We start from the raw sequence: 23,874 nt of genomic DNA on the forward strand, positions 1-23,874 counted from the left end.
AGCCATTGTGCCTCAATCCAGCGTACGGCGGAAGCGTGTCACGGCGATCGTCATGGCGAGCAGCATCAGGGTGGCCAGCGCCAGCGTGTCGAAGCGCAAATTCTGCATGCTCGCCCCCTTCAGCATGATGGCGCGGACGATGCGCAGGTAATGGGTGAGCGGCAGGCATTCCCCGACATATTGCGCCCAGGTCGGCATGCCCGCGAACGGGAACATGAAGCCGGACAGCAGAATGCTCGGAAGGAAGAACATCATCGACATCTGCATGGCCTGGAGCTGGTTCTGCACCACGGTCGAGATGGTGTAGCCGATCGACAGGTTGGTGGTGATGAACAGTGTCGAGAGCAGTGCCAGCAGGAACAGATTGCCAAGCACGGGGACGCCGAACAGTCCGACGCCGATGCCGATGATGAGGAAGGCCTGCAGGAAGCCGACCAGCACATAGGGCACGATCTTGCCGAACATCACCTCGACAGGCTTGATCGGCATCGACAGCAGACTCTCCATGGTGCCGCGCTCGACCTCGCGCGTGACCGACAGCGCGGTGAAGATCAGCATGGTCATGGTGAGGATGGTGCCGACAAGGCCCGGCACGATGTTGAGGCTGGAGGATGCGGCCGGATTGTAACGGGCGTGCGCGCGAATCTCGAACGGCATCTCGGGGGGATTGCCGATGTAGAGATCGTGCTTGAGCGCAGTCTGCACGACCATGCCGAGCGAACCGATCGCCGCGCTGGCCGCCACCGGATCGGTCGCGTCGGCCGCGACCAGCAGCGCCGGCCTGTCACCACGCCGCACCGCGCGCTCGAAGCCGCGCGGGATCTCCACGCCGAACAGCACCTTGCCGGATTTCAGCAGGTTGTCGAAATCCTCGACATCATGGACTTCGTAGAGGAAGCGGAAATAGGCCGTGTTCTCGAGAGCTTTCAGGATCGAGCGGGCGAGGTCGGAGTCCTCCTGCAACAGTACCGCGCTCGGGAGATGATGCGGCGTGGTGTTGATGGCATAGCCGAACAGCATCAGCTGCATCACCGGCAGCATCACGATCATCGCAAACGACACGCGGTCACGCTTGAGCTGGATGAACTCCTTGATCAGCATTGCATAAGAGCGCCGCAGGAAACCGAAGCGCTCGCGGATTTCGCGGCGCGGCGGGGGATGGTCGACGGCACTCATTGGAAATTGTCCTTGGAGCGACCCATCAGTTCGATGAACACGTCTTCCAGCGAAGGCGACGATTGGTGCCAGTGCAAGCCGCTTTTTTCCCGCCACGGCGCGATGCTGGCTTCGAGCGCGGCAACGTCGCGCCCCGAGACATGAAGCGAAGTGCCGAACGGCGCCACCATGTCGATCCCGGGCTTGCCGGTGAGCCCGGCAGCGAGTTCGTTGAGTTCCTCGCCTGTCACCGTGTAGGTCGTCAGCGCGGATTTCGCGATCACCTGCTCTACCGTGCCGTGCGCGAGCAGATGGCCGTAGGCGATATAGGCGATCTCGTGGCAGCGTTCGGCTTCGTCCATGTAATGGGTGGAAACCAGTACGGTGAGGCCGTCGGCGGCGAGTGCGTGGATCTCGTTCCAGAAATCGCGCCGTGCCTTGGGATCGACGCCCGCCGTCGGCTCGTCCAGCAGCAGCAATTGCGGATTGGGTAGCGTACAGGCCCCCAGCGCCAGCCGCTGCTTCCAGCCGCCGGAGAGCTCGCCCGCCAGCTGTTCCTCGCGCCCGGAAAGGCCGATCCGCTTGATCATGTCGCGCGCAGCGCCGCGCGCATCGACCAGACCGTAGAGCCGCGCGACAAACTCGAGGTTCTCGCGCACCGAAAGATCCTGATACAGACTGAAGCGCTGGGTCATGTAGCCCACCTGGCGCTTGATCTTTTCAGCGTCGCGCAAAATGTCGTAGCCGAGACAGGTGCCCTCGCCGCTGTCGGGCGTGAGCAGCCCGCAGAGGATACGGATGGTCGTGGTCTTGCCCGATCCGTTGGGGCCAAGGAAGCCGTAGATCGAGCCGCGCTTCACCTGCATCGACAGATCGTGCACGACCTCGCGGCCGCCGAACGATTTGGTCAGCCCCTTGACGTCGATTGCGATGCCGCTCTCGCCACTCATCGCTTGTCCGCCACCGGGGTTTTGGGATCGAGATAGACGTCGATCGGCTGTCCGACCCGCAGCGCGTCCGGGCGCGATGGCCGCGCCTGGATCAGATAGACCAGCTTGTTGCGCTCATCGAGGCTGTAGATGACAGGCGGGGTGTATTCGGCCGAGGTCGCAATGAAGTAGATCTTTGCGGTGAGATCGGCTGCGCAATTGTCGCAGGAGATGCGCACATTATCGCCGATTGCAAGCTTCGGCAGTGCGGTCTCCGGCACGAAGAAGCGCAGCTTCATGTTGCCGGGCGGCATGATCGACAGCACCGGGCGCTGCGCTGCCACCATCTCGCCCTCGCGGAAATAGATCTGCTGGATGGTGCCGGCGACGGGCGCAAAGCCCTTGCGCCGCGCCATCCGCGTCTCCGACGTCGCCACCCGTGCTTCCGCGACACGCAGGGCCGACACGGCGGAGTCGAGATTGGCCTGCGTGCCCGAGCCGGTCTTGCTCAGCGAGGCCGCGCGATCATAGGTCTGCTGCGCATTGGCAAGCGTCGCCTTCTGCTGGTTGAGATCGGCGAGCTGAAGGTCGTCGTCGACGGAATACAGGGCATCGCCGACCTTGACTTCATCACCCTCGCGCACATTGAGCTTCGTGACCCGGCCCGCTTCATCAGGGCTGACAAAAATCATGTCGGCCTCGACCCAGCCCTGGAAGCCGGGATCGCGCTTGTCGTTGCAGCCGGCAAGGCCGGTTGCGAGCACGAGAACCACGATCGAGCAAAGGCGCGGCAGATTGGACTGTCGCTCCCTCACCCTGAGGAGCCGCGAAGCGGGCCACAGGCGGACCTGCATCCTTCGAGACGCGCGTTCCGCGCTCCTCAGGATGAGGTGAGACATGATTTGCGACGACCTCATGTCGTCCTCCGTTCGCCAAAAATCAAATCGAGATGGACGCGCAGCATCTCCTGTGCGTCGAGCGGCGCGTGCCGCTCAAACAGGCTTTGCCAGATCACCGCGATCATCGCCGGCGCGACCACGATCTGCGGATAGCGCGCGAGGTCCTTCTCCCGGATCTCGCCGCGGGCGATGCCCAGCTCGATCAGCGCGCGCATGGCGGCGATCCCGCGCGAGACGACCTCGCGGTAGTAGAAGTCGGCGACGGCCGGAAAGCGCGGCCCCTCCGCTACGATCAGCCGCACCAGGTCGCCGCGCCTGGTGCCGATGACTTCTTTCAGGAAATTGCCGGCAAAGGCCTCGATGAGGTCGCGCACCGATCCCGTCGGCGGCGGCAGCGCAGTCAGCCGCGCCACAACGGGCACGATGACGATGCGCACCAGCTCCTCGAACATGGATTCCTTGTCCTTGAAGTGCAGATAGATCGTGCCCTTGGCGACGCCGGCACGTTTGGCAATGTCGTCGAGCCGCGTTGCGGCAAATCCGCGGGAGATGAACTCCTCCATCGCGGCGTCCACGATTGCCGCCCGCCGCTCCTGCGCGCGCGCGGTGCGATTCGATGCGGGCACCGCTCCGAGAGCTGCGGCCGCAGCCCCCGCGCTTGGTGCAGACCTGGTGGTGAGCTTGGTCGGCTTCTTCATCCCACACGATATGACTGACCAGTCAGTCATAGTCAAGCTGAGATCGAACTGAGAGGCGCGATCGAATTAGTCTTGACTAATGTATTAGTATTAGCTAATTGAAATACATGATCGAAGCCGCTCCAAACCCCGTCACCACCGTGATGCGCGCCCTCGCCGACCCGACCCGCCGGGCCGTGTTCGAGCGCATCTTCGAGAGCAAGGAGATCACCGTCGCCGAGCTGACGCGCGGCAGCGGCGTGACCCAGGGCGCGATCTCGCAGCACCTGAAGTCGCTGAAACAGGCGGGCCTCGTCGCCGAGCGCGCCGAGGGCCGCAACGTCTATTACCGCGCCGCGCCGCAGGGACTCGAACCGCTGGTCACCTGGATGGACCATTACGGCGTGTTCTGGCGCGAGCGCTTCCAGAATCTGCGTGACCTCTTGAAGGAGATCGATCCGTGAGTGCAGTTGCTTCCAATGTCCGGACCCAGGACATCGTCATCGACGAGGTCTTCCCTCACACCGCCGCGACGATCTGGAAGGCGCTGACCAGCGCCCAGCTGATCGCGCGCTGGCTGATGCCGCCGACCGGTTTCGAGGCCGTCGAAGGCAATACTTTCACCTTCAAGACCAATCCGGCCGGCGCGTGGGATGGCACGATCCATTGCCGCGTTCTCGAGGTCGTGCCGAACCAACTCTTCGCCTATGCCTGGAAGGGCGGCGACGCCGGCAACACCGGCTACGGCTCGGCGCTCGACACCGTCGTCACCTGGTCTCTGACGCCGACCGAAGCAGGGACGCGCGTGCGGGTGGTGCATTCGGGCTTCGTGACGCCGACGAACGACACGGCCTATCGCAACATGAGCGACGGCTGGGTCAAGGTGCTGCAGCGGCTCGATGCCATCTCCGGCGAAGACAAGTGAGGAAGCATCGCGATGGATAAGCCCTATACCGGCGGCTGCGCCTGCGGCGCGATCCGCTATTCGATTGCCGGTGAGCCCTTCTTCAGCAATCATTGTCAGTGCCGGGACTGTCAGCGGGAAAGCGGCAGTGGCCACGGCTCGTATGCGACGTTCGCGCGGGCGGGCGTCACGGTCACTGGCGAGGCCAAGCATTGGGACATGGTCGGCGACAGCGGCAATGCGAAGACGCGCGGCTTCTGCCCGCTATGCGGCGTCGCGGTGTACATGACCTTCGCGGCGATGCCCGACATCTTCACCATCCGCGCCGCAAGCCTCGACGAGCCCGCCCGCTACAGGCCGCAGGCTGTCACCTACGCCGCGCGCGGACACGGCTGGGATCACCTCGATCCGAGCCTGGTCAAGTTCGAAGGCATGCCGCCCGGATGAGGCGCTAGCCGAAATCCAGCACCATGCGGCCGTCGATCTTGCCGGCCTTCATCCGCTCAAAGACGTCGTTGATCTCAGTGAGCGGCACCTTCGTCACCTCGGCCTTCACCTTGCCGTCGGTCGCGAATGCGACGGCTTCGTCGAGGTCGCGCCGCGTGCCGACGATGGAGCCGCGCACCGTGATGCGCTTGAGCACGACGTCGAAGATCGGCGTGGGGAATTCGCCCGGCGGCAGGCCGACGAGGCTGACGGTGCCCCTGCGGCGCACCATCTTCAGCGCCTGCGCAAACGCTGCAGTCGAGACCGCTGTCACCAGCACGCCGTGGGCCCCGCCGCCTGTTGCCGCAAGAACCTTGTCCACCGCACCAGCAGCGAGAGCGTTGACCGCAAGATCGGCGCCGGTTGCGCGTGCCAGCTCCAGCTTGTCCTCGGCGATGTCGATTGCAGCGACCTTGAGCCCCATCGCCTTGGCGTACTGGATCGCGACATGGCCAAGGCCGCCGACCCCTGAGATCACCACCCACTCGCCGGGCCTCGCCTCAGTCTCCTTCAAGCCCTTATAGGTGGTGACGCCGGCGCACAGGATCGGCGCGATGGCGGCGAAATCGACGCTCGCCGGCAGCTTCGCGGCGAAGGCGGCCGAGGCGATGACATATTCGGCGAAGCCGCCGTTCACGCTGTAGCCGGTATTGTGCTGGTGCTCGCAAAGCGTCTCCCAGCCGGTCTCGCAATATTCGCAGGACATGCAGGCATCGTGCAGCCAGGCGACGCCGACGGCATCGCCCACTTTCAGATTCTTCACGCCGGGCCCGAGCGCGGCGACGATGCCGGCTGCCTCGTGGCCGGGAATGAAGGGCGGCACCGGCTTCACCGGCCAGTCGCCGGAGGCGGCATGCAGGTCGGTGTGACAGACGCCGCAGGCCTTCACCTTGACCAGAATCTCGCCGGGACCGGGCTGCGGCACCGGCACGTCCTCGATCACGAGTGGCTTGCCGAATTGCTTGACGATCGCGGCTTTCATGGTCGGCATCGGTCTGCTCCTGTGCACCTTGAAGCAGAATAGCGACGACGCACCCCCTTCCATTGATGGGGGTCAAACAGCACAAAGTTTGCGCAAGCCGGCCGATCATGACACCACGATGACCACGTGGGGATGCTGGCGTGTCAGCTGTGGAACTTGAGGCCGTCGACGATCTTGTCGATCACCTTGCGCTCGGCGCGCATGGCGATGCCGACGAGATTGAGATCGTTGCGCGCCACAGCTCTCACCGCCTCGCGATTTGCGGCATCGTGCGTGGTGCTAAACATGTCTTCGGTATAGACCGCCGGTTTGACGTTGCGCGCCAGCGCACGGTCCAGCGCACGCGACAGCGCAGGGCCGTCGGCGCCGTAGATCAGGATCGGCTGCCCGATCAGCGCATGATATTTCGTGCCTGATGCGTCTTCATAGGCTTCGCCGATGCATTCGGGAAAAGCCGCGGCGATGCCGCTGGTGAGGAAGGACGCGACGTTGAGCTTTTGCCAGGCTTGAAGATCGGTACGGATCACGACCGCGATCTTGGTATCGAATTGCATGTGGTTCCTCGATTGTCATTCCGGATTCGATGCTACGCATCGCCCCGGAATGACAGCAAGAAGAATCAGCGCTCGAAAAATCAACCCTTGGCGTCGCAGGCCCAGGCGCGGATCACGCATTCCTTGCCGCCGTATTTGTAGCATTCGCGCGTGGCGGCGTTGAGCGAGGCAGAGATCTTCGGCTTGACCGCATAGCCATACGCGCCGCAGGGATTGGTCATGTCGACCGACATCGCCGCGCAGGCGCGCTTCATCGTCACGGTGGTGCAATCACCTTTGCACTGCTTCTGCGCTGCGGCGCGCGCCTCTTGCTCGTGGCCATAGTCGAACGCCTGGCCATAGGCCCCGCATTTGCCGACTGCGAACGCGCCGGCGGCATGGGCTTCGGTGATGTAGCGGGCGCCGGTGACGGCAACTGAAAAGACAAAGCAAAACATCGCGCAGCGGCGCGCGACGGCGTTCGAAGACATGGAAAATCCCCTCCCCCCAAGGCAGGTGGAGGAACTCTAAGCGGCGGTTATTTCCAGATGGTGAACGGGCGGTTGAAATCGAGGAAGTCGCGGGAGGTTCCGTAGGGTGGGCAAAGCGAAGCGTGCCCACGAGTCCAGACTGCAATTCGGAGGGATGGTGGGCACGGTGCTGAGCGCCTTTGCCCACCCTACGGCTGCGGCAGCGTCATCCGCCTCGGGCCGCCTCCAGCGCCTGCGGCGTGTCGATGTCGAGGAAGGCGCTCTCGCCATCCACGGGCACTTCGGCCACCGCCTCGCTGTGCTTGGCGATCAGATGGCGCGCGCCGACGTCGCCGTCGAGCGTCATCAATTCCTTGAAGAAGCGGCGCGACCACAGCACTGGATTGCCGCGGCGGCCTTCGCTCACGGGCACGACGATGAGATTGCCGCGATCCGGCGCGAAGCCGTGGATGAGACGGTCGATCAGGCCGGCATCGATCAGCGGCATGTCGCCGAGACAAACCACGGCGCCGTCGCAAGTCTCCGACACGGCCGCGATGCCTGATTTGACCGAGCTGGCGATCCCGCCGGCGAAATCCGGATTCTTGACAAACCGCACCTTCAGGCCTTGCAACGCCTGCTCGACCAGCTCGGTCTGATGGCCGGTGACCACGATCACCTCGGATGCTTTCGACGCCAGCGCCTGCTCGGTCGCGATCCGCACCAGCTTCTTGCCGTCGAGCTCGGCGAGCAGCTTGTTCGGTCCGCCCATCCGGGTCGAGCGTCCCGCCGCCAGCACGATGGCGGCGACCTGGCTGTTGCCCTCGGTCTCAGGTTTTGCGCGCGGCTGCGGCCGCGTGACGATCTCCATCAGCAGGCCGCCGACTCCCATGCCCATCAGCTCGGCGCGCGTCACCTTGATGCCGGCGAGCAGCCGCATCAAGACCCAGTCGAAACCGTTCTCGACCGGCGAGCGGGCGCAGCCCGGCGCGCCCAGCACCGGCACGCCGCCCGCGCGCGCGATCAGCAGGAGATTGCCGGGATCGACCGGCATGCCGAAATGCTCGATCTCGCCGCCGATGCCGGTGACGGCCGCCGGGATCACGTCGCGGCGATCGGCGATCGCGGATGCCCCGAACACGATGACAAGCTCGGCGCCTAAGCCAAGCAACTCCTTGATCGCGGCCGACAGTGCCGTTTCGTCATGCTGGACCCGCCGCTCGGCGATGATGCTGGCGCCGGCGGGCGCAAGACGCTCGGCGGTGACGCGCAGCGTCTTGTCGATCACCTTGGAGGACAGGCCCGGCAGCAGCGTCGAGACCACGCCGACGCGCTGGATGACGTAAGGCGCGATCTTCAAGACGTCCCGGCCCGCCGCCGTCACCGCGGCATCGCGCAAAGCGCCCTCGACGCCGAACGGGATGATCTTGACGGTGCCGACCATCTCGCCTTCGACCACCGGCTTGTAGGCGGCGAGTGTCGCTAAGGTGATGGCTTCGTCGATGTTGTTGATGCGGTCGACCGCGGCGCGGTCGATCACGAGCACACCCGGACGCGCCGCGAACAGGTTGGCGCGGCCGGTGAAGGCGCGCTCGACATGGATGCCCTCGCCGCCGACGGCGAGCGCGATGCCGGCGGCGGCGACGTCCTCGGAGACGTCACCCTCCTCCATACGCACCACGACGAGGTCCTTGATGCCGGCGCGCTCCAGCGCCTCGACCTCAGCGACGCCAATCGTCGTGCCCTTCTTCAGGACCAGCGGACCTTGGCGCAGGGTGTGGACGGTCACCCCGCCGATCGCATCCCTCGGGCTCGCCGGTCCGAACTTCATGCGGCTACTTCTTTTTCCTTGGGCGGCAGGCGAAGCACTGCGGTGATTTCCGCCATGATCGATACTGCGATCTCCGACGGAGAGACCGCGCCGATCGCAAGCCCGATCGGCGCGTGGATGCGCGCAATGTCGCTCTCCTTCGCGCCCTGCGCCCGCAGCCGGTCGCCGCGCTTGGCATGCGTTTTCCGCGAGCCAAGCGCGCCGATATAGAAGCAGCCGCGCTCGAAGGCGTGCAGCAGCGCGGGGTCGTCAATCTTGGGATCGTGCGTCACCGCGACAAAGGCGGTGTAGGCATCGACATTGAGCGGCGGCAGCGCAATGTCCGGCCATTCGGCCACCAGTGGAATATCGGGGAAGCGCTCGGGGCTCGCAAATGCCGTGCGCGGATCGACCACCGTGACGTCGTAGCCGAGCGAACGCGCGAGCGGCGCCAAGGCCTGGCTGATATGGACCGCGCCGACGATGACGAGCTTCGCGGTCGGCGCATAGACGTTGAGGAACAGCTTCTTGCCGCCGGTCTCGACGCTGGCGCTCTTGCCCATGCGGAGCTGCTTGTCCAACTCCGCCCGCAACGGATCCCTGGCGAAATCAGCGGATTTCACCAGGCGCTGCTCGCCGCTCTCGGTGTCGGTCACCAGGATCGCAGGCCGGCGCGCGGCCCGCTCGGCGTTCAGTTCGTGCAGGATTGCGAGCTTCACGGCTAACCGACCTTCTCGACGAAGACGCGGATGGTGCCGCCGCAGGACAGCCCGACATTCCAGGCGGTCTCGTCGGCGACGCCGAACTCCAGCATCCGCGGCTTGCCGCTCTGGATCACGTCCATGGCCTCGGTGACCACGGCGCCCTCGACGCAGCCGCCGGAGACCGATCCCAGGAACGTGCCCTCGTCGTTGATGACGAGGCTGGAGCCCGCCGGGCGCGGCGCCGAGCCCCAGGTCTCCACCACGGTGGCGAGCGCGACGCCACGACCGGCCTTCTGCCAGTCCTCCGCCGCCTTCAGAATGTCCTCGTCGCGATCGAGCATGGCTGTGCCTCTCAGGCTGCGGAGCGGATCAGGTTGCGATGATGCGGCGGCAGCGGCCGCGAGAGCGTCGTGATCAGCTCCTGGATCGAGCTCAAATTATGTACCGGGCGGAATTCGTCAACGTGCGGGAGCATCATTTTGATGCCCTGGGCCTTGGCCTCGAAGCCGCCGAACCGCAGCAGGGGGTTGAGCCAGATCAGCCGCCGGCATGACCGGTGCAGCCGGTCCATCTCGAAGGCCAGCTTGGAATCGGCCTCCCGCTCCAGCCCGTCCGATATCAGCAGCACGATGGCGCCCTGGCTCAGCACCCGCCGCGCCCACAATTTGTTGAAGTTGTGCAGCGAGGCCGAAATTCGCGTGCCGCCGGCCCAGTCCTCGACCGAGGCCGAGCAGCTCGCCAGCGCCTCGTCGGGATCGCGCTGGCGCAGCGCGCGCGTGACATTGGTCAGGCGGGTGCCGAACAGGAACACCGAGACGCGCTTGCGCGCATCGCCGACGGCATGGAGGAAATGCAGGAAGAGGCGGGTGTACTCGCTCATCGAGCCCGAGATATCGAGCAGCGCCACGATCGGCGCCGGCTTCTCGATCCGGCCGAGGCGATGGATGTCGACGATGTCGCCGCCGGTGCGCAAGGAGGCGCGCAGCGTGCGGCGCAGGTCGAGCCGCAGCCCGCGAGCATCAGGCCGCTGCCGGCGCGTCAAGAGCTCGGCCTGCGGCAGCCGCATCCGCTCGACGGCCCGCAGCGCCTCGGCGATCTCCGCGGCGCTCATCTGCGCGAAATCCTTCTTCTGAAGGATTTCCCTGTCGGACACCGACAGCCGCAGATCCTGCTCCTGGTGCTGCGGCGTCTCGGTCATGCGCGGCTGTGACATCGCCTCCTGCACGCGGCGGGAGCCGGCCTGCGGCTTCTTCTTGGCCTCGTCCGGCAGCGGCACCGAATCCAGCATGTGCTTCCATTCTTCCGAGGCACGGAAGAACAGGTTGAAGGCCTGCTTGAAGATCAGCGCATGCTCATGACGCTTGACGAAGATTGCCTCCAGCGTGGTGAAGACGTCGGCGCGGTTGCCGATGTCGATCACCTGCAGCGCGCTCATGGCATCGATGACCGCGCCCGGACCGACCGGCATGCCGGCCGCGCGCAGCGCGCGGGCGAACCCGACGATGTTGTCGGCGAATTGTTCGGTCTGCTCCGGCGCAAGGTGGTTGATGGCCATGGTTCAATACTCTCGGTCGTCATTCCGGGGCGCGCGAAGCGTGAACCCGGAATCCATTCGTCCACCGTCTCTGAAGCCCGATGGATTCTCAGGTGCGCAATTGCGCACCGTAGCTCGCGCTACGCGCGCCCCGGAACGACGACGATCAATTCTCGCTCGTCGCCTCCTTCAGCACCTTCTGCAGGGTGTCGCCCTGCATGCGGGTGATGTCGTCCTGGTACTTGAGCAGCGCACCCAGCGTGTCGCCGACCACTTGCGGGGTCAGCGAGCGGGCATCGAGTTCGGACAGCGCTGTGGCCCAGTCGATGGTCTCGGCGACGCCCGGCGACTTGTAGAAGTCCTGGTTACGCAAAGCCTGGACGAAGCGCACGACCTGCTGCGACAGCTTGGCGGAGATGCCGGGCACGCGCGACTTGACGATCGCAAGCTCGCGCTCGGCGGCGGGATAATCGACCCAGTGATAGAGACAGCGCCGCTTCAGAGCGTCGTGGATCTCGCGGGTGCGGTTGGAGGTGATGATGACGATCGGCGGGTGTGGGGCCTTGACGGTGCCGAACTCAGGGATCGTCACCTGGAAGTCGCTGAGGATTTCGAGCAGATACGCCTCGAACGCCTCGTCGGCGCGGTCGAGTTCGTCGATCAGCAGCACGGGCGGTCCGGCCACGTCGGGCTCCAGCGCCTGGAGCAACGGCCGCTTGATCATGTAGCGGTCGGCGAAGATGTCGCTCGAGAGCTGGTCGCGGTCGGTGTCGCCGGCGGCTTCCGCCATCCGGATCGCGATCATCTGCGCGGCGCTATTCCACTCGTAGACCGCGGAGGAGACGTCGAGACCCTCGTAGCACTGCAGGCGGATCAGCTTCCGCCCGAGCGCCGCCGAGAGCACCTTCGCAATCTCGGTCTTGCCGACGCCGGCCTCGCCTTCCAGGAACAGGGGACGTCCCATACGCAGCGAGAGGTAGGTCACCGTCGCCAGCGACCGCTCAGCGAGATAGCCGCGCGACGTCAGGAGTTCGAGCATCGCATCGACCGATGCCGGCAATACAGCTGATGTATCGGCACCGGAAGTAGTGGCCGCTGAAGTCATGAAAGGCCAGTCTCGGTTGCGCCCTCGCGGGGCAAGTCTTGTGCTGGGAGTGAGGTCACCTCACTCCTTGGCGTTCGCGGCATCGAGAGCGCGCCGCGTCAGCACCCCGATGAGATGGGCGCGGTATTCGGCGCTGCCGTGGATGTCGCTGTTGAGCCCGGTCGCCGGCACCTCGATGCCTTCGATCGCCTTCGACGCGAACCGCTTTTTCAGCGCCTCCTCGAAGGCCTCGACGCGGAACACGCCGTCGGAGCCCGCGCCGGTCACGGCCACCCGCACGTCCGAGGGACGCCGCGCCACGAACACGCCGACCAGCGCATAGCGCGAGGCCTGGTTGCGGAACTTGATATAGGCCGCCTTCTTCGGCAGCGGGAACATCACCTTGGTGATGATCTCGTCGGCTTCGAGCGCGGTCGAGAACAGGCCCTGGAAATATTCTTCGGCCTTGAGGCGGCGCTTGTTGGTGACGATGGTGGCGCCCAGCGCGAGCACGGCAGCCGGATAATCCGCGGTCGGGTCGTTGTTGGCGAGCGAGCCGCCGATCGTGCCCTTGTGACGCACGGCGGGGTCGCCGATCTGGCTGGCGAGATTCGCGAGCGCCGGAATCGCTTCACCCACGATCGCGGAGCTTGCGACCTCGGCATGCTTGGCAGTGGCGCCGATCACCAGCGAACGGCCCTTCATCTCGATCGCGTTGAGCCCCTCGATATGGGAGAGGTCGACCAGATGCGGGGGGCTGGCGAGGCGCTGCTTCATCACGGGAATCAGCGTGTGACCGCCGGCGATGATCTTCGCGTCTTCGTTCTTCACCAGGAGGTTGGCGGCCTGCCGCACGGTCCCGGGGCGATGATATTTGAATTCGTACATCTGAATGTCCTGATCGCGGGATCGTTGCGCGGCTTAGGCGAGGTCGGATTTCGCCATCGCCTTGGCGCCGGCGGAGATCGAGGCGACGATGTTCTGGTAGCCGGTGCAGCGGCAGAGATTGCCTTCCAGCTCTTCCCGGATCGTATGGTCGTCGAGCTCGTTGCCCTTGCGGTGCACGATGTCGATCGCAGTCATGATCATGCCCGGCGTGCAGAAGCCGCACTGCAGGCCATGGTGCTCGCGGAAGGCCTCCTGCATCGGATGCAGCGGCGCGCCATCGGCGGCCAGGCCCTCGATCGTCTTGACCTCATGACCATCGGCCATCACCGCCAGCGTGGTGCAGGACTTCACGGCTTTGCCGTCGACATGCACGACGCAGGCGCCGCACTGCGAGGTATCACAGCCGACATGGGTGCCGGTCAGGCGCAGATTTTCGCGCAGGAACTGCACCAGGAGGGTGCGGGGATCGACGTTGGCCGTGACTGGATTGCCGTTCACGATGAGGGAGATTTTTGCCATAAGCACTCTCTATCAGCGCCCCGACGGGTCCCGTCGAAGCGGTTCTTATAATTATTCCAACCCATCATATGGGCCATTATGCCCCGGGGCAACATCGCCCGGGGCGCAAGGCGCCATGACAAAAAGTGATGCCGAAGGCGCTGGCCTTCAGCCCTGTACCGCCTTGGCGAAGTTCGCGAAAAATTCGTCGGCGAGCTTCTTGGCGGCGCCGTTGATGAGGCGCTGGCCGAGCTGCGCCAACTTGCCGCCGATCTGCGCCTCGACCTCGTAGGACAGCAGCGTGCCGCCGTCCTTCTCCGCCAGCTTGACCACCGCGCCACCCTTGGCGAAGCCGGCAACCCCGCCCTCGCCCTCGCCCGAGATTCGATAGCCGTTCGGCGGATCGAGATCGGACAGGGTGACCTTGCCCTTGAAGCGCGCCGACACCGGGCCGACCTTCATTTTCGCCGTGGCGCGAAAGCCGCCGTCCTCGGTCCTCTCGAGCTCCTCGCAGCCGGGGATGCAGGCCTTCAGCACCTCGGGATCGTTGAGCTTGGCCCACACGGCCTCGCGCGGCGCCGCAAGCTGGACTTCGCCGTTCATCGTCATGGCCATGAGGGTGCCTCCCGGATCGCGTAACTTATAGTGCTGATCAAGTAACGCAGGGACGCGGCAAAGGAAAGGGCGGCGCCCGATCAAGTGCAATGCATATTCGCAACTGCAAAAAGACGTGTGCGGGCGGTTGGGGATTGGCACGGCCGGGCCATGGTGATTAGGTCGCGCGATATGAGCACTTCCCTTTCCCCCCTGCTCGCACCGATGCTGTCGAGCGCCGCCATGCGCGCGGTCTGCGATGACCGCGCGACCCTGCAGAACATGCTCGATTTCGAGGCAGCCCTGGCACGCGCGGAGGCCGCCACGGATGTGATTCCGGCCTCTGCTGTCGGGTCCATCGAGGCCGCCTGCAAGGCCGATTCCTTTGACATGGCGGCACTGGCCGAGGCCGCGACGCGATCGGGCAATCTGGCGATTCCCTTGGTGAAGATGCTGACCGCCAATGTCGGCGGGGCCGACACCGAGGCCGCGCGCTACGTGCATTGGGGCGCGACCAGCCAGGACGTGATCGACACTGCGACCATGCTGACGCTTCGCGCCGGCATCGATGCGCTGGACGCCGATCTCAGCCGCGCGATCAAGGGCTTTGCGGCGCTGGCACGCAAGCATCGCAACACCGCGATGGTGGCACGGACCTGGCTCCAGCACGCACTGCCAATGCCGTTCGGGCTCAAGGCCGCCGAATATGCCGCGGGCCTCGCCCGCGCCCGCTGCCGGCTGCGGCGGCTGCGCCGCGAGGGCCTGGCGCTGCAGTTCGGCGGCGCGGCCGGCACGCTCGCAGCCCTCGGCGACAAGGGGCTTGCCGTAGCGGAACGTCTCGCGAAGGAGCTCGATCTACCGCTGCCGGACGCGCCCTGGCACACCCATCGCGACCGCATCGCGGAGGCTGCGTCAGCCTTCGCGATTCTCGCCGGAAGCTGCGGCAAGATCGCGCGCGACGTCTCGCTGATGATGCAGACCGACGTCGCGGAGGCCTTCGAGCCTGCCGGCGAAGGCCGCGGCGGCTCCTCGACCATGCCGCACAAACGCAACCCGGTCGCCGCCGCAAGCGCGCTGGGCGCCGCCACGATGGCTCCGCAGCTTGCCGCGACGATCTTCGCGGCCCAGGTGCAGGATCACGAGCGCAGCGCAGGGCCCTGGCACGCGGAATGGCCGACGCTGCCGCAATTGATGCTGGTCACCTCGGGGGCGCTGGCCGCCATCGTCGACATCGCCGAGGGCCTCGAGGTCGACGCCGCGCGCATGCGCAGCAATCTCGATGCGACGCACGGGCTGATCATGGCGGAAGCGGTGACCTTCGCGCTGGCCGCCAAGATCGGCAAGAGCGACGCGCATCATCTCATCGAGACCGCCAGCAAGCGCGCGGTCGCCGACAAGAAACATCTGCGCGAAGTGTTGTCGGCCGATTCGCAAGTGACGGCGCATCTTTCGCCAGAGAAAATTGCGGCATTGTTCGAGCCGATGGCCTATCAAGGGGTTTCCCAGGCCCTGATCGACCGGCTGCTCGCTTCCCTGGACCTTTCCTGATGTCATTGCCGGGCTTGACCCGGCAATCCATCATCTGGAAAGACTGATTGTCAGATGGATGCGCGGGTCAAGCCCGCGCATGACGAGGAAAATACCATGCCCATGATCGATGCCGACGGTTGCCTGCTCAACGTCTCCGTCGAGGGCCGCGACGGCGGGCCGACCTTGATGCTCTCCAATTCGCTCGGCTGCACGCTGCAGATGTGGGAGCCGCAGATGAAGGCGCTGACGCAGGTGTTCCGCGTCATCCGCTACGACCGCCGCGGCCACGGCAAGTCCAACGTTCCGCCCGGCCCCTACACGATGGAGCGGTTCGGCCGCGACGTGCTCGCGATCCTCGACGACCTCAACATCGAGAAGGTGCATTGGTGCGGCCTGTCGATGGGCGGCATGGTCGGGCAATGGCTCGGCGCCAACGCGCCCGAGCGCTTCGGCAAGCTCATCCTCGCCAACACCTCCTGCTACTATGCCGAGCCGACCAAATGGCTGGAGCGCATCGACGCCGTGAAGAAGGGCGGCATCGCCGCGGTCGCCGATGCCGTGATCGCGGGATGGCTGACGCAGGATTTTCGCGACCGCGAGCCTGAGATCACGGCGAGGATGAAATCAATGCTGCTCGCCTCCCCCGTCGAAGGCTATCTTGCCTGCTGCGAGGCGCTGTCGACGCTCGACCAGCGCGAGTTGCTGCCCAAGATCAAGAGTCCGACGCTGGTGATCGCCGGCCGCCACGACCAGGCCACCCCGATCTCGGCGGGCGAGTTGATCCGCTCGAAAATTCCGGGCGCCAGCATGACCATCATCGACGCCGCGCATATTTCCAACGTCGAGCAGCCGCACGCGTTCACCGACGCGGTGGTGGGCTTCCTGACGCAGCGTTAGCAACAACCGTCATTGCGAGGAGCGCAGCGACGAAGCAATCCAGACTGCCTCCGCAGACACATTTCTGGATTGCTTCGCTACGCTTGCAATGACGGAGGGGAGGATAGAAATGGACGACCAGAAGCGCCGCGATGCCGGCATGAACGTGCGCCGGAAGGTGCTGGGCAATGCCTGGGTCGACAAGTCGATCGCCAACCGCAATGCCTTCAATACTGATTTCCAGGACATGATCACGCGCTATGCCTGGGGGGAAATCTGGACCCGGCCGCATTTCGACGAGCGCACGCGGCGGGTGCTGGTGATCGGCACCATGGTCGCACTCGGGCAATGGGACGAGTTTCGCCTGCACGTGCGCGCGGCGCTCGCCGAAGGCGGCTTCACGCCCGACGACATCAAGGAGATCCTGCTGCAGCAGGCGATCTATTGCGGCGTGCCGGCAGCGAACCACGCCGTCAAGGAAGCCTCAGCGATTGTGCAGGAGCTCGGCCTGCTCAAGTCCTAGCGACGCAGGGATATCGGCAGGCGTCTCGACGGTCTGCGGAGCCGCCTCGGGCCGCTCGATCAGGATCACGATGGCAGCACCGAGCAGCAGCAACAGCTCGGTGGCATGCAGCCGCAGCGCGGCCATTTCGCCGACCTTCGAAGCCATCACCATGCTGGCAAACGAGATCAGGCTGCCGATCGCCAGCGCGATCCCGAGCGCCTCGTCGCTGCCGCCGGACTTGCGGATGCGGGGAATGCAGAGCAGCACGAGGTAGATCGCAAAGAACGCCACGACGGTCAGCCGGCCGAGCGCAAGCAGCCAGGCGGCACGCACCGTTTCCATGCCAGCCATCTGGAGATGGTCGCTCAAATAGAGCGCAACGGCGACGCTCGGCCGCTCATAGAGGCCGTGAACCGGTGCGACGATGATGTTGAAGGCGACAAGGGTCCAGGCCGGAATGAAATAGGCCGCCAGCAGCGCGCCGTTGACCGAGCCGATCCGCCAATTCCTGAACATGCCACTTCCCGCTTCGTCGATCACGCGCCTTCGCTGGGAAGGCTTTGCCGGGAGCTAACTCGCATCAGACTGTGGCGGCAATTTAAACCCTTTGTTTACCTTAACTGCCCCTCGAGAGGTCGCCGTGCCGGTTCCGGCTCGGCGCCGCCCGGAATGACGACGGAGACGACCAAGAAAAAGGCCCCGCCTGTTGGCGGGGCCTCCTGCTCTTGGGCTCCCAAACTCGTTATTTCTGGCCGTGCTGGCCGCCCTGCTGGCCGGGGCGATCGCCCTGGCGCATCGGATCATTCTGCTGCTGCTGCCCGGGTTTCTGACCCCCGCCCTGCTGCTGACCGGGCTGTTGATCGGGGCGCTGCTGGCCGGGATTCTGACTCTGCTGACCCGGATTCTGGTTCTGCTGCTTCGTCATTCGGGGAACTCCCTTGTTAGACGTCAGAGACGAGATAACCGCTGCCGCCTCGTTTGGTTGCCCACAAAGCCGGGTTCCTCGCAGTTGCGGAACCGGACAACCAAATCAGCTCTGTACAAGACCTTTTGCGGTGGCGTGAGCTGTTGCAGCCGCCAGTTCCCTCCTGTTACAAATCCGGAAGAATGCTTAGGGGCTGCCGGGGCCCAAGAACCTACACTTCCACTCTCCCAAGAGCTCCCTTTTGAGCCCGCGTCAGGTTTGGTACGGCAGCCCATGGATTACTTCGCCCAGCAGCTCATCAACGGTCTCGTTCTGGGCTCGATCTACGGCCTGATCGCCATCGGCTACACGATGGTCTACGGCATCGTCGGCATGATCAACTTCGCCCATGGCGACGTCTTCATGATCGGCGGCTTCATTGCCCTGATCACCTTTCTGCTTCTGATCTCGACCGGCCTGACTGCAATCCCGGTGATCCTGCTGATCGTACTGCTGGTCTCGATGGCGATCACCGCGCTCTATGGCTGGACCATCGAGCGCATCGCCTACCGGCCGCTTCGCCACTCCTTCCGCCTCGCCCCGATGCTGTCGGCGATCGGCATGTCCTTCGTGCTGACCAACTACTCGCAGGTCGCGCAGGGCGCACGAGTCAAGCCGATCCCGCCCGTCATTACCGGCGGCTATACCCTGCACGAGAGCGCGGACGGCTTCGTCATCCAGCTCTCCAATATCCAGATCATCGTGGTCATCACCACCATCGTGCTGCTGGCGATCTTCACCTGGCTGGTGTCGCGGACAAGGCTTGGCCGCGACATGCGCGCCTGCGAGCAGGACCAGACCATGGCGGCCCTGCTCGGCGTCGACGTCGACCGCACCATCTCGATGACCTTCGTGATCGGTGCGGCGCTCGCTGCGGTCGCGGGCCTGATGTACCTGCTCTACTACGGCCTCGTCGATTTCTTCATGGGCTTCGTCGCCGGCATCAAGGCGTTCACCGCTGCCGTGCTCGGAGGTATCGGCTCGCTGCCGGGCGCCATGCTCGGCGGCCTCGCGATCGGCCTGATCGAAACGTTCTGGTCGGCCTATTTCTCGGTCGAGTACAAGGACGTCGCCGCGTTCTCGATCCTGATCGTGGTGCTGATCTTCATGCCGACCGGCCTGCTCGGCCGTCCCGAAGTCGAAAAAGTCTGACGGTCGCACGCGTGACAGCTCCCTCGACCAACCCGGCCAAACCCGCAACGAGCATTCCCGCTCTCCTGAAGACAGCCTTCGTCAACGCGCTGATCGCGCTGGTGCTGTTCTCGCTGATGATCGGCATCCGCACCGAGGCGGGCTCCTCCGGCCAGCTCACCTATTGGACCCGCTTTGGCGACCTCGCCTCCATCGTCGCCGCCGTGTTCGGCGGCTCGATCGTGATCGAACTGCTCAGGCAATGGATCGGCCCGACCGGCGCCGAGAAGCTGGTGCCGCCGGCGGTGCAGAGCGGCATGTCGTTCATCGGCCGGTACCTCGCGCCGGCGCTCCTGATCTTCACGCTGCTGGTGCCTGTCATCTTCTATAACCAGCGCTACATCCTCGACCTCGCGATCCTGGTGCTGACCTATGTCATGCTGGGCTGGGGCTTGAACGTGGTGGTCGGGCTCGCCGGCCTGCTCGATCTCGGCTACGTCGCCTTCTACGCGGTCGGCGCCTATTCCTACGGACTGCTCGCGACCAATTTCGGCTGGTCGTTCTGGATCTGCCTGCCGCTCGCCGGCATCCTCGCCGCGTTCTGGGGCGTGCTGCTCGGCTTCCCCGTGCTGCGCCTGCGCGGCGACTATCTCGCCATCGTGACACTGGCCTTCGGCGAGATCATCCGCCTCGTCATCATCAACTGGCAGGATCTGACCGGCGGCCCCAACGGCGTCTCCGGAATTCCCCGCCCATCCTTCTTCGGCATCCCGCTCGACAACAGCGACGACGGGCTCGCCGCCAGGCTCGGCATCGAATATTCGCCGACGCACCGCATCGTCTTCCTGTTCTATCTGATCCTGGCGCTGGCGCTGCTGACCAACTGGGCGACGATCCGCCTGCGCCGGCTGCCGATCGGGCGAGCCTGGGAAGCCCTGCGCGAGGACGAGGTCGCCTGCCGCGCGCTCGGCATCAACACCACGACGACCAAGCTCACGGCGTTCGCGACGGGCGCGATGTTCGGCGGCTTTGCCGGCGCGTTCTTCGCCACCCGGCAAGGCTTCATCAGCCCGGAATCCTTCACCTTCCAGGAATCGGCTCTGGTGCTCGCCATCGTCGTCCTCGGCGGCATGGGCTCGCAGCTCGGCGTCGCGCTCTCCGCGCTCGCCATGATCGGCGGCTTCGAATTGTTCCGGAGCCTGGAGGGCTATCGCATGCTGGTGTTCGGCATGGCCATGGTGCTGATCATGATCTGGCGGCCGCGCGGCCTGATCGGTCATCGCGCGCCAACCGTGTATCTGACCAAGGCGAAAGCGATCTCCTCCGACCTCGTCAAGGAAGGGCACGGATGAGCGGCGACAAGATTCTCAACGTCGACCGGCTCGCCATGCGCTTCGGCGGCATCGTTGCCGTGCAGGACCTTTCCTTCGGCGCCGAGCGGAAAAAGATCACCGCGCTGATCGGGCCGAACGGCGCCGGCAAGACCACCGTCTTCAACTGCATCACCGGCTTCTACAAACCGAGCGGCGGCGCCATTCGCCTCACCCATGACGGCGGCAGGACGATCGCGCTGGAGCGGCTGAACGATTTCCGCATCGCCAAGCAGGCCAAGGTGGCCCGCACCTTCCAGAACATCCGGCTGTTTCCCGGCATGACCGCGCTGGAAAACCTGATGGTGGCGCAACACAACGCACTGATGCGCGCCTCCGGCTTCACTTTCCTCGGCCTGATCGGCGCCCCCGGCTATCGCGACGCCGAAAAGCGCGCGATCGAGCTCGCCACGGACTGGCTCAAGCGGGTCAATCTGCTCGACCGCGCCGACGATGCCGCCGGCAATTTCGCCTATGGCGACCAGCGCCGGCTGGAGATCGCGCGCGCGATGTGCACCGAGCCTGCACTATTGTGCCTGGACGAGCCCGCCGCCGGCCTCAATGCGCGCGAGAGCGCGGCCTTGAGCGAGCTCTTGCTCTCGATCCGCGACGAGCTCGGAACCTCGATCCTCCTGATCGAGCACGACATGTCGGTGGTGATGGAGATCTCCGACCACATCGTGGTGATGGACCATGGCGTCAAGATCGCCGAAGGCACGCCGCGCGAGGTCCGCGACGATCCCAAGGTGATCGCCGCCTATCTCGGCGCCGATGAGGAAGAGGCGGCGGCCGTGATGGAGGGCGGCTCATGACCGCGGCACCGTCCCCTCTGCTCGCGATCCGGGGTTTGCGCGCCGCCTACGGCAAGATCGAGGCGCTGAAGGGCGTCGACGTCGAGATCAATGCCGGCGAGATCGTGGCGCTGATCGGCGCCAACGGCGCCGGCAAGTCGACGCTGATGATGACGATCTTCGGCAAGCCGCGCGCACGCTCGGGGCAGATCCTGTATGAAGGCCGCGACATCACCGACGTCCCCACCCACGAGATCGCGCATTTGCGCATCGCCCAATCGCCGGAGGGCCGCCGCGTCTTCCCGCGCATGAGCGTGGCGGAAAACCTCCAGATGGGGGCGGATGCCACCGAATGCACCGAGGCCGAACGCGAGGCGACGCTGCAACGCGTCTTCACGCTGTTTCCGCGCCTGAAGGAACGCTACGCCCAGCGCGGTGGCACCCTGTCCGGGGGCGAGCAGCAGATGTTGGCGATCGGCCGCGCCTTGATGAGCCGTCCCCGCCTGCTCCTGCTCGACGAGCCCTCGCTCGGCTTGGCGCCGCTGATCGCGCGCCAGATCTTCGATGCGATCCGCACGCTGAACCGGCAGGACGGCCTGACCGTCCTGATCGTCGAACAGAACGCCAACCACGCCCTCAAGCTCGCCCATCGCGGCTACGTCATGGTCAATGGCCTGATCACTCTGGCCGGTACGGGTGCCGAATTATTGCAGCGCCCCGAGATTCGCGCGGCCTACCTGGAAGGCGGCCGGCACGGCTGACCGGGCCGCCAAGCCCGACCGGCGTCCGGCCGAAGGTGGCGAGATATCTCGCTCGATGCCCGTATTTTGCCGGTGACTTCTCCTCGAATTCATTCGAGAATGGCTTTGGTTTGGACCGGGCACGCCCGGCAACTTCCACAGGCGACCACCCGCGAGGTATCTCATGAAATCACTGAAGCTCATCGGTCTGGCATTCGGCGCATCGCTCGCGCTGTCGGGCGCGGCATTCGCGCAGGATGTCACCGTCGCAGTCGCAGGCCCGATGACCGGCGGCGAGTCCGCCTTCGGCCGCCAGATGAAGAACGGCGCCGAAATGGCCGTGGCCGATATCAATGCCGCCGGCGGCGTCAACGGCAAGAAGCTCGCGCTGTCGGTCGAGGACGACGCCTGCGACCCGAAGCAGGCGCGCTCGATCGCCGAAAAGATCGCCGGCGCGAAGATCCCGTTCGTGGCCGGGCATTATTGCTCGTCGTCGTCGATCCCGGCTTCGGAAGCCTATGCCGACGGCAACGTTCTGCAGATCACGCCGGCCTCGACCAACCCGCTGTTCACCGAGCGCAAGCTCTGGAACGTGGCGCGCGTCTGCGGCCGTGACGACCAGCAGGGCCTGATCGCGGCGCAGTACATCGCCAAGAACTTCAAGGGCAAGAACATCGCGATCCTCAACGACAAGACCACCTATGGCAAGGGTCTCGCCGACGAGACCAAGAAGGCGCTCAACAAGGCCGGCGTCACCGAGAAGATGTACGAGTCCTACAACAAGGGCGACAAGGACTTCAACGCGATCGTCTCGCGCCTGAAGCGCGACAACATCGACCTCGTCTATGTCGGCGGCTATCATCAGGAGAGTGGCCTGATCCTGCGCCAGATGCGCGACCAGGGTCTCAAGACGATCCTGATGGCCGGCGACGCGCTCGCCGACAAGGAGTATGCCTCCATCACCGGCCCAGCCGGCGAAGGCACGCTGTTCACCTTCGGTCCCGACCCGCGCAACAAGCCGACCGCGAAGAAGATCGTCGACGCCTTCAAGGCCAAGAACATCGACCCCGAAGGCTACACGCTCTACACCTACGCGGCGATGCAGGTCTGGTCGCAGGCGGCCAAGAAGGCCGGCACCACCGACGCCAAGAAGGTGATGGAAGCGATGAAGGCCGGCAAGTGGGACACCGTGATCGGCCCGATCGAGTACGACGCCAAGGGCGACATCAAGCAGCTCGACTACGTCGTCTACAAGTGGGACGCCAAGGGCGGCTACGCCGAGATCAAGGGCAACGGTACCTGAGCGCCCTTTCCCGGGCTCGAGATTCCAACACGCCCCGGCTTGCCCGGGGCGTTTCTTTTGCGCGGCGGGTTCAGACGGCCGCAGGCAGCTCGCCGCCGGCTGCAGCCTGGGCTTTCCGAAGCGCCTGCAGCAGATCGTTCGGCCGAAACGGTTTCTGCAGGCAGACCACGCTGGCGAGGTGGGGCGACTGCTCCATGAAATCCAGCGCCGTCATTCCGGACACCGCAATGACGGGAAGCCCCGGGGCGCGCTCGCGCAGGGTCGCGATGACGTCGACACCGCTGATGTCGCCAAGGAAGATATCGACAATCGCAGCGTCAAAGGAGCCTTCCGCGAAGGTGTTCAGCCCGGCGGCCCCGCTGTCGGCCTCGGCAACCTCGTAATGATTGACCCGAAGCACGATCGCGACCATCGCGCGTACGTCCTTCTGGTCGTCGATGATGAGAATACGAGGCATGGGAACAACTCCCGCAGATTGATCAAATCGTTGATTCAAACCTGGAACCCGCCGCAACGG

General features: G+C 65.0%; 29 protein-coding genes. 11 read left to right on the top strand and 18 right to left on the bottom strand.

Annotated features, from left to right (window positions below; all coding sequences use genetic code 11):
- Nucleotides 1-12: 12 nt before the first annotated feature.
- Genes CIT40_RS21995 through CIT40_RS22010 form a run of 4 tightly spaced genes read right to left on the bottom strand, consistent with a single transcriptional unit; the run spans nt 13 to nt 3,681 of the window.
- Nucleotides 13-1,176, bottom strand: a complete 1,164-nt coding sequence (locus CIT40_RS21995; protein ID WP_094895581.1) for an ABC transporter permease — start codon at nt 1,174-1,176, stop codon at nt 13-15.
- Nucleotides 1,173-2,105 carry an ABC transporter ATP-binding protein gene (locus CIT40_RS22000; protein ID WP_094895582.1) on the bottom strand — a complete coding sequence of 311 codons (933 nt, stop codon included), beginning with the start codon at nt 2,103-2,105 and terminating at the stop codon, nt 1,173-1,175. The genes CIT40_RS21995 and CIT40_RS22000 overlap by 4 nt, the downstream gene beginning before the upstream one ends.
- Entirely contained in the window at nt 2,102-3,001 is a 900-nt protein-coding gene (locus tag CIT40_RS22005) for an HlyD family secretion protein (RefSeq protein ID WP_244611827.1), read from the bottom strand. Before CIT40_RS22005 ends, CIT40_RS22000 begins: the two co-directional genes overlap by 4 nt.
- A complete protein-coding gene (locus CIT40_RS22010; protein ID WP_094895583.1) occupies nt 2,998-3,681 on the bottom strand; it encodes a TetR/AcrR family transcriptional regulator in 684 nt (227 codons plus the stop codon). The genes CIT40_RS22005 and CIT40_RS22010 overlap by 4 nt, the downstream gene beginning before the upstream one ends.
- A 107-nt stretch (nt 3,682-3,788) precedes the next feature.
- On the opposite strand from CIT40_RS22010, the gene CIT40_RS22015 reads away from it, so the two are divergent.
- From CIT40_RS22015 to CIT40_RS22025, 3 genes are read left to right on the top strand one after another with little or no spacing between them, the layout of a single operon-like run.
- Entirely contained in the window at nt 3,789-4,124 is a 336-nt protein-coding gene (locus tag CIT40_RS22015; RefSeq protein WP_094895584.1) for an ArsR/SmtB family transcription factor, read from the top strand.
- The gene (locus CIT40_RS22020) at nt 4,121-4,585 is read left to right on the top strand and encodes an SRPBCC family protein (protein WP_094895585.1); all 465 of its coding nucleotides are present in this window, start codon (nt 4,121-4,123) and stop codon (nt 4,583-4,585) included. Before CIT40_RS22015 ends, CIT40_RS22020 begins: the two co-directional genes overlap by 4 nt.
- Before the next feature lie 12 nt (nt 4,586-4,597).
- Complete coding sequence (locus CIT40_RS22025) at nt 4,598-5,011, top strand: GFA family protein (protein ID WP_094895586.1); 414 nt, start codon at nt 4,598-4,600, stop codon at nt 5,009-5,011.
- 4 nt (nt 5,012-5,015) lie between these two features.
- On the opposite strand, the gene adhP is transcribed toward CIT40_RS22025, so the two are convergent.
- The 11 genes from adhP to CIT40_RS22080 all read right to left on the bottom strand — a co-directional run bounded on the left by adhP (nt 5,016) and on the right by CIT40_RS22080 (nt 14,168).
- Nucleotides 5,016-6,041, bottom strand: coding sequence for an alcohol dehydrogenase AdhP (adhP, locus tag CIT40_RS22030; protein WP_094895587.1), 1,026 nt, complete (start codon nt 6,039-6,041; stop codon nt 5,016-5,018).
- A gap of 134 nt (nt 6,042-6,175) precedes the next feature.
- A complete protein-coding gene (locus CIT40_RS22035; protein WP_094895588.1) occupies nt 6,176-6,586 on the bottom strand; it encodes a DUF2000 family protein in 411 nt (136 codons plus the stop codon).
- A gap of 80 nt (nt 6,587-6,666) precedes the next feature.
- Nucleotides 6,667-7,056, bottom strand: coding sequence for a DUF4189 domain-containing protein (locus tag CIT40_RS22040; RefSeq protein ID WP_094895589.1), 390 nt, complete (start codon nt 7,054-7,056; stop codon nt 6,667-6,669).
- A 205-nt stretch (nt 7,057-7,261) separates the two neighbouring features.
- The gene (locus CIT40_RS22045) at nt 7,262-8,866 is read right to left on the bottom strand and encodes an NTP transferase domain-containing protein (RefSeq protein ID WP_094895590.1); all 1,605 of its coding nucleotides are present in this window, start codon (nt 8,864-8,866) and stop codon (nt 7,262-7,264) included.
- Nucleotides 8,863-9,564 (bottom strand): XdhC family protein, encoded by a 702-nt coding sequence (locus CIT40_RS22050; RefSeq protein ID WP_094895591.1) that lies wholly within the window; start codon nt 9,562-9,564, stop codon nt 8,863-8,865. The genes CIT40_RS22045 and CIT40_RS22050 overlap by 4 nt, the downstream gene beginning before the upstream one ends.
- A 2-nt stretch (nt 9,565-9,566) precedes the next feature.
- Entirely contained in the window at nt 9,567-9,890 is a 324-nt protein-coding gene (locus tag CIT40_RS22055; protein ID WP_007602422.1) for an XdhC family protein, read from the bottom strand.
- Nucleotides 9,891-9,901: 11 nt separating this feature from the next.
- Nucleotides 9,902-11,104, bottom strand: a complete 1,203-nt coding sequence (locus CIT40_RS22060) for a vWA domain-containing protein (RefSeq protein ID WP_094895592.1) — start codon at nt 11,102-11,104, stop codon at nt 9,902-9,904.
- A 145-nt stretch (nt 11,105-11,249) separates the two neighbouring features.
- Complete coding sequence (locus CIT40_RS22065) at nt 11,250-12,188, bottom strand: AAA family ATPase (RefSeq protein ID WP_094895593.1); 939 nt, start codon at nt 12,186-12,188, stop codon at nt 11,250-11,252.
- Between the two features lie 60 nt (nt 12,189-12,248).
- Nucleotides 12,249-13,055 (bottom strand): FAD binding domain-containing protein, encoded by an 807-nt coding sequence (locus CIT40_RS22070; protein ID WP_094895594.1) that lies wholly within the window; start codon nt 13,053-13,055, stop codon nt 12,249-12,251.
- 33 nt (nt 13,056-13,088) lie between these two features.
- Nucleotides 13,089-13,574 (bottom strand): (2Fe-2S)-binding protein, encoded by a 486-nt coding sequence (locus tag CIT40_RS22075; protein ID WP_026201687.1) that lies wholly within the window; start codon nt 13,572-13,574, stop codon nt 13,089-13,091.
- A 147-nt stretch (nt 13,575-13,721) separates the two neighbouring features.
- Entirely contained in the window at nt 13,722-14,168 is a 447-nt protein-coding gene (locus CIT40_RS22080) for an SRPBCC family protein (RefSeq protein WP_094895595.1), read from the bottom strand.
- A gap of 171 nt (nt 14,169-14,339) precedes the next feature.
- On the opposite strand from CIT40_RS22080, the gene CIT40_RS22085 reads away from it, so the two are divergent.
- From CIT40_RS22085 to CIT40_RS22095, 3 genes are all read left to right on the top strand, one after another.
- On the top strand, nt 14,340-15,695 hold the full coding sequence (locus CIT40_RS22085; protein WP_094895596.1) for a 3-carboxy-cis,cis-muconate cycloisomerase: 1,356 nt from the start codon (nt 14,340-14,342) through the stop codon (nt 15,693-15,695).
- Nucleotides 15,696-15,791: 96 nt separating this feature from the next.
- A complete protein-coding gene (gene pcaD / locus CIT40_RS22090; RefSeq protein ID WP_094895765.1) occupies nt 15,792-16,574 on the top strand; it encodes a 3-oxoadipate enol-lactonase in 783 nt (260 codons plus the stop codon).
- Between the two features lie 109 nt (nt 16,575-16,683).
- A complete protein-coding gene (locus CIT40_RS22095; RefSeq protein ID WP_014494190.1) occupies nt 16,684-17,076 on the top strand; it encodes a carboxymuconolactone decarboxylase family protein in 393 nt (130 codons plus the stop codon).
- On the opposite strand, the gene CIT40_RS22100 is transcribed toward CIT40_RS22095, so the two are convergent.
- Both CIT40_RS22100 and CIT40_RS22105 read right to left on the bottom strand, forming a co-directional pair.
- Nucleotides 17,038-17,574 carry a hypothetical protein gene (locus CIT40_RS22100; RefSeq protein ID WP_094895766.1) on the bottom strand — a complete coding sequence of 179 codons (537 nt, stop codon included), beginning with the start codon at nt 17,572-17,574 and terminating at the stop codon, nt 17,038-17,040. The genes CIT40_RS22095 and CIT40_RS22100 overlap by 39 nt on opposite strands.
- Nucleotides 17,575-17,800: 226 nt before the next feature.
- Nucleotides 17,801-17,983 carry a hypothetical protein gene (locus tag CIT40_RS22105; RefSeq protein ID WP_094895597.1) on the bottom strand — a complete coding sequence of 61 codons (183 nt, stop codon included), beginning with the start codon at nt 17,981-17,983 and terminating at the stop codon, nt 17,801-17,803.
- Nucleotides 17,984-18,256: 273 nt separating this feature from the next.
- Between CIT40_RS22105 and CIT40_RS22110 the strand changes: the two genes are divergently transcribed.
- The 5 genes from CIT40_RS22110 (at nt 18,257) to CIT40_RS22130 (ending at nt 23,357) form a co-directional block, all read left to right on the top strand.
- Nucleotides 18,257-19,174 (top strand): ABC transporter permease subunit, encoded by a 918-nt coding sequence (locus tag CIT40_RS22110; protein WP_015685118.1) that lies wholly within the window; start codon nt 18,257-18,259, stop codon nt 19,172-19,174.
- A gap of 11 nt (nt 19,175-19,185) precedes the next feature.
- Entirely contained in the window at nt 19,186-20,505 is a 1,320-nt protein-coding gene (gene livM / locus CIT40_RS22115) for a high-affinity branched-chain amino acid ABC transporter permease LivM (RefSeq protein WP_094895598.1), read from the top strand.
- On the top strand, nt 20,502-21,335 hold the full coding sequence (locus CIT40_RS22120; protein WP_094895599.1) for an ABC transporter ATP-binding protein: 834 nt from the start codon (nt 20,502-20,504) through the stop codon (nt 21,333-21,335). The genes livM and CIT40_RS22120 overlap by 4 nt, the downstream gene beginning before the upstream one ends.
- Nucleotides 21,332-22,075, top strand: coding sequence for an ABC transporter ATP-binding protein (locus CIT40_RS22125; protein WP_094895600.1), 744 nt, complete (start codon nt 21,332-21,334; stop codon nt 22,073-22,075). The genes CIT40_RS22120 and CIT40_RS22125 overlap by 4 nt, the downstream gene beginning before the upstream one ends.
- A gap of 163 nt (nt 22,076-22,238) precedes the next feature.
- Nucleotides 22,239-23,357, top strand: a complete 1,119-nt coding sequence (locus tag CIT40_RS22130; protein WP_094895601.1) for a branched-chain amino acid ABC transporter substrate-binding protein — start codon at nt 22,239-22,241, stop codon at nt 23,355-23,357.
- Between the two features lie 70 nt (nt 23,358-23,427).
- Here CIT40_RS22130 and CIT40_RS22135 read toward each other — a convergent pair whose 3' ends face one another.
- A complete protein-coding gene (locus CIT40_RS22135; protein ID WP_094895602.1) occupies nt 23,428-23,814 on the bottom strand; it encodes a response regulator in 387 nt (128 codons plus the stop codon).
- Nucleotides 23,815-23,874 lie beyond the last annotated feature (60 nt).

This window comes from Bradyrhizobium amphicarpaeae, from assembly GCF_002266435.3.
GTDB lineage: Bacteria > Pseudomonadota > Alphaproteobacteria > Rhizobiales > Xanthobacteraceae > Bradyrhizobium > Bradyrhizobium amphicarpaeae.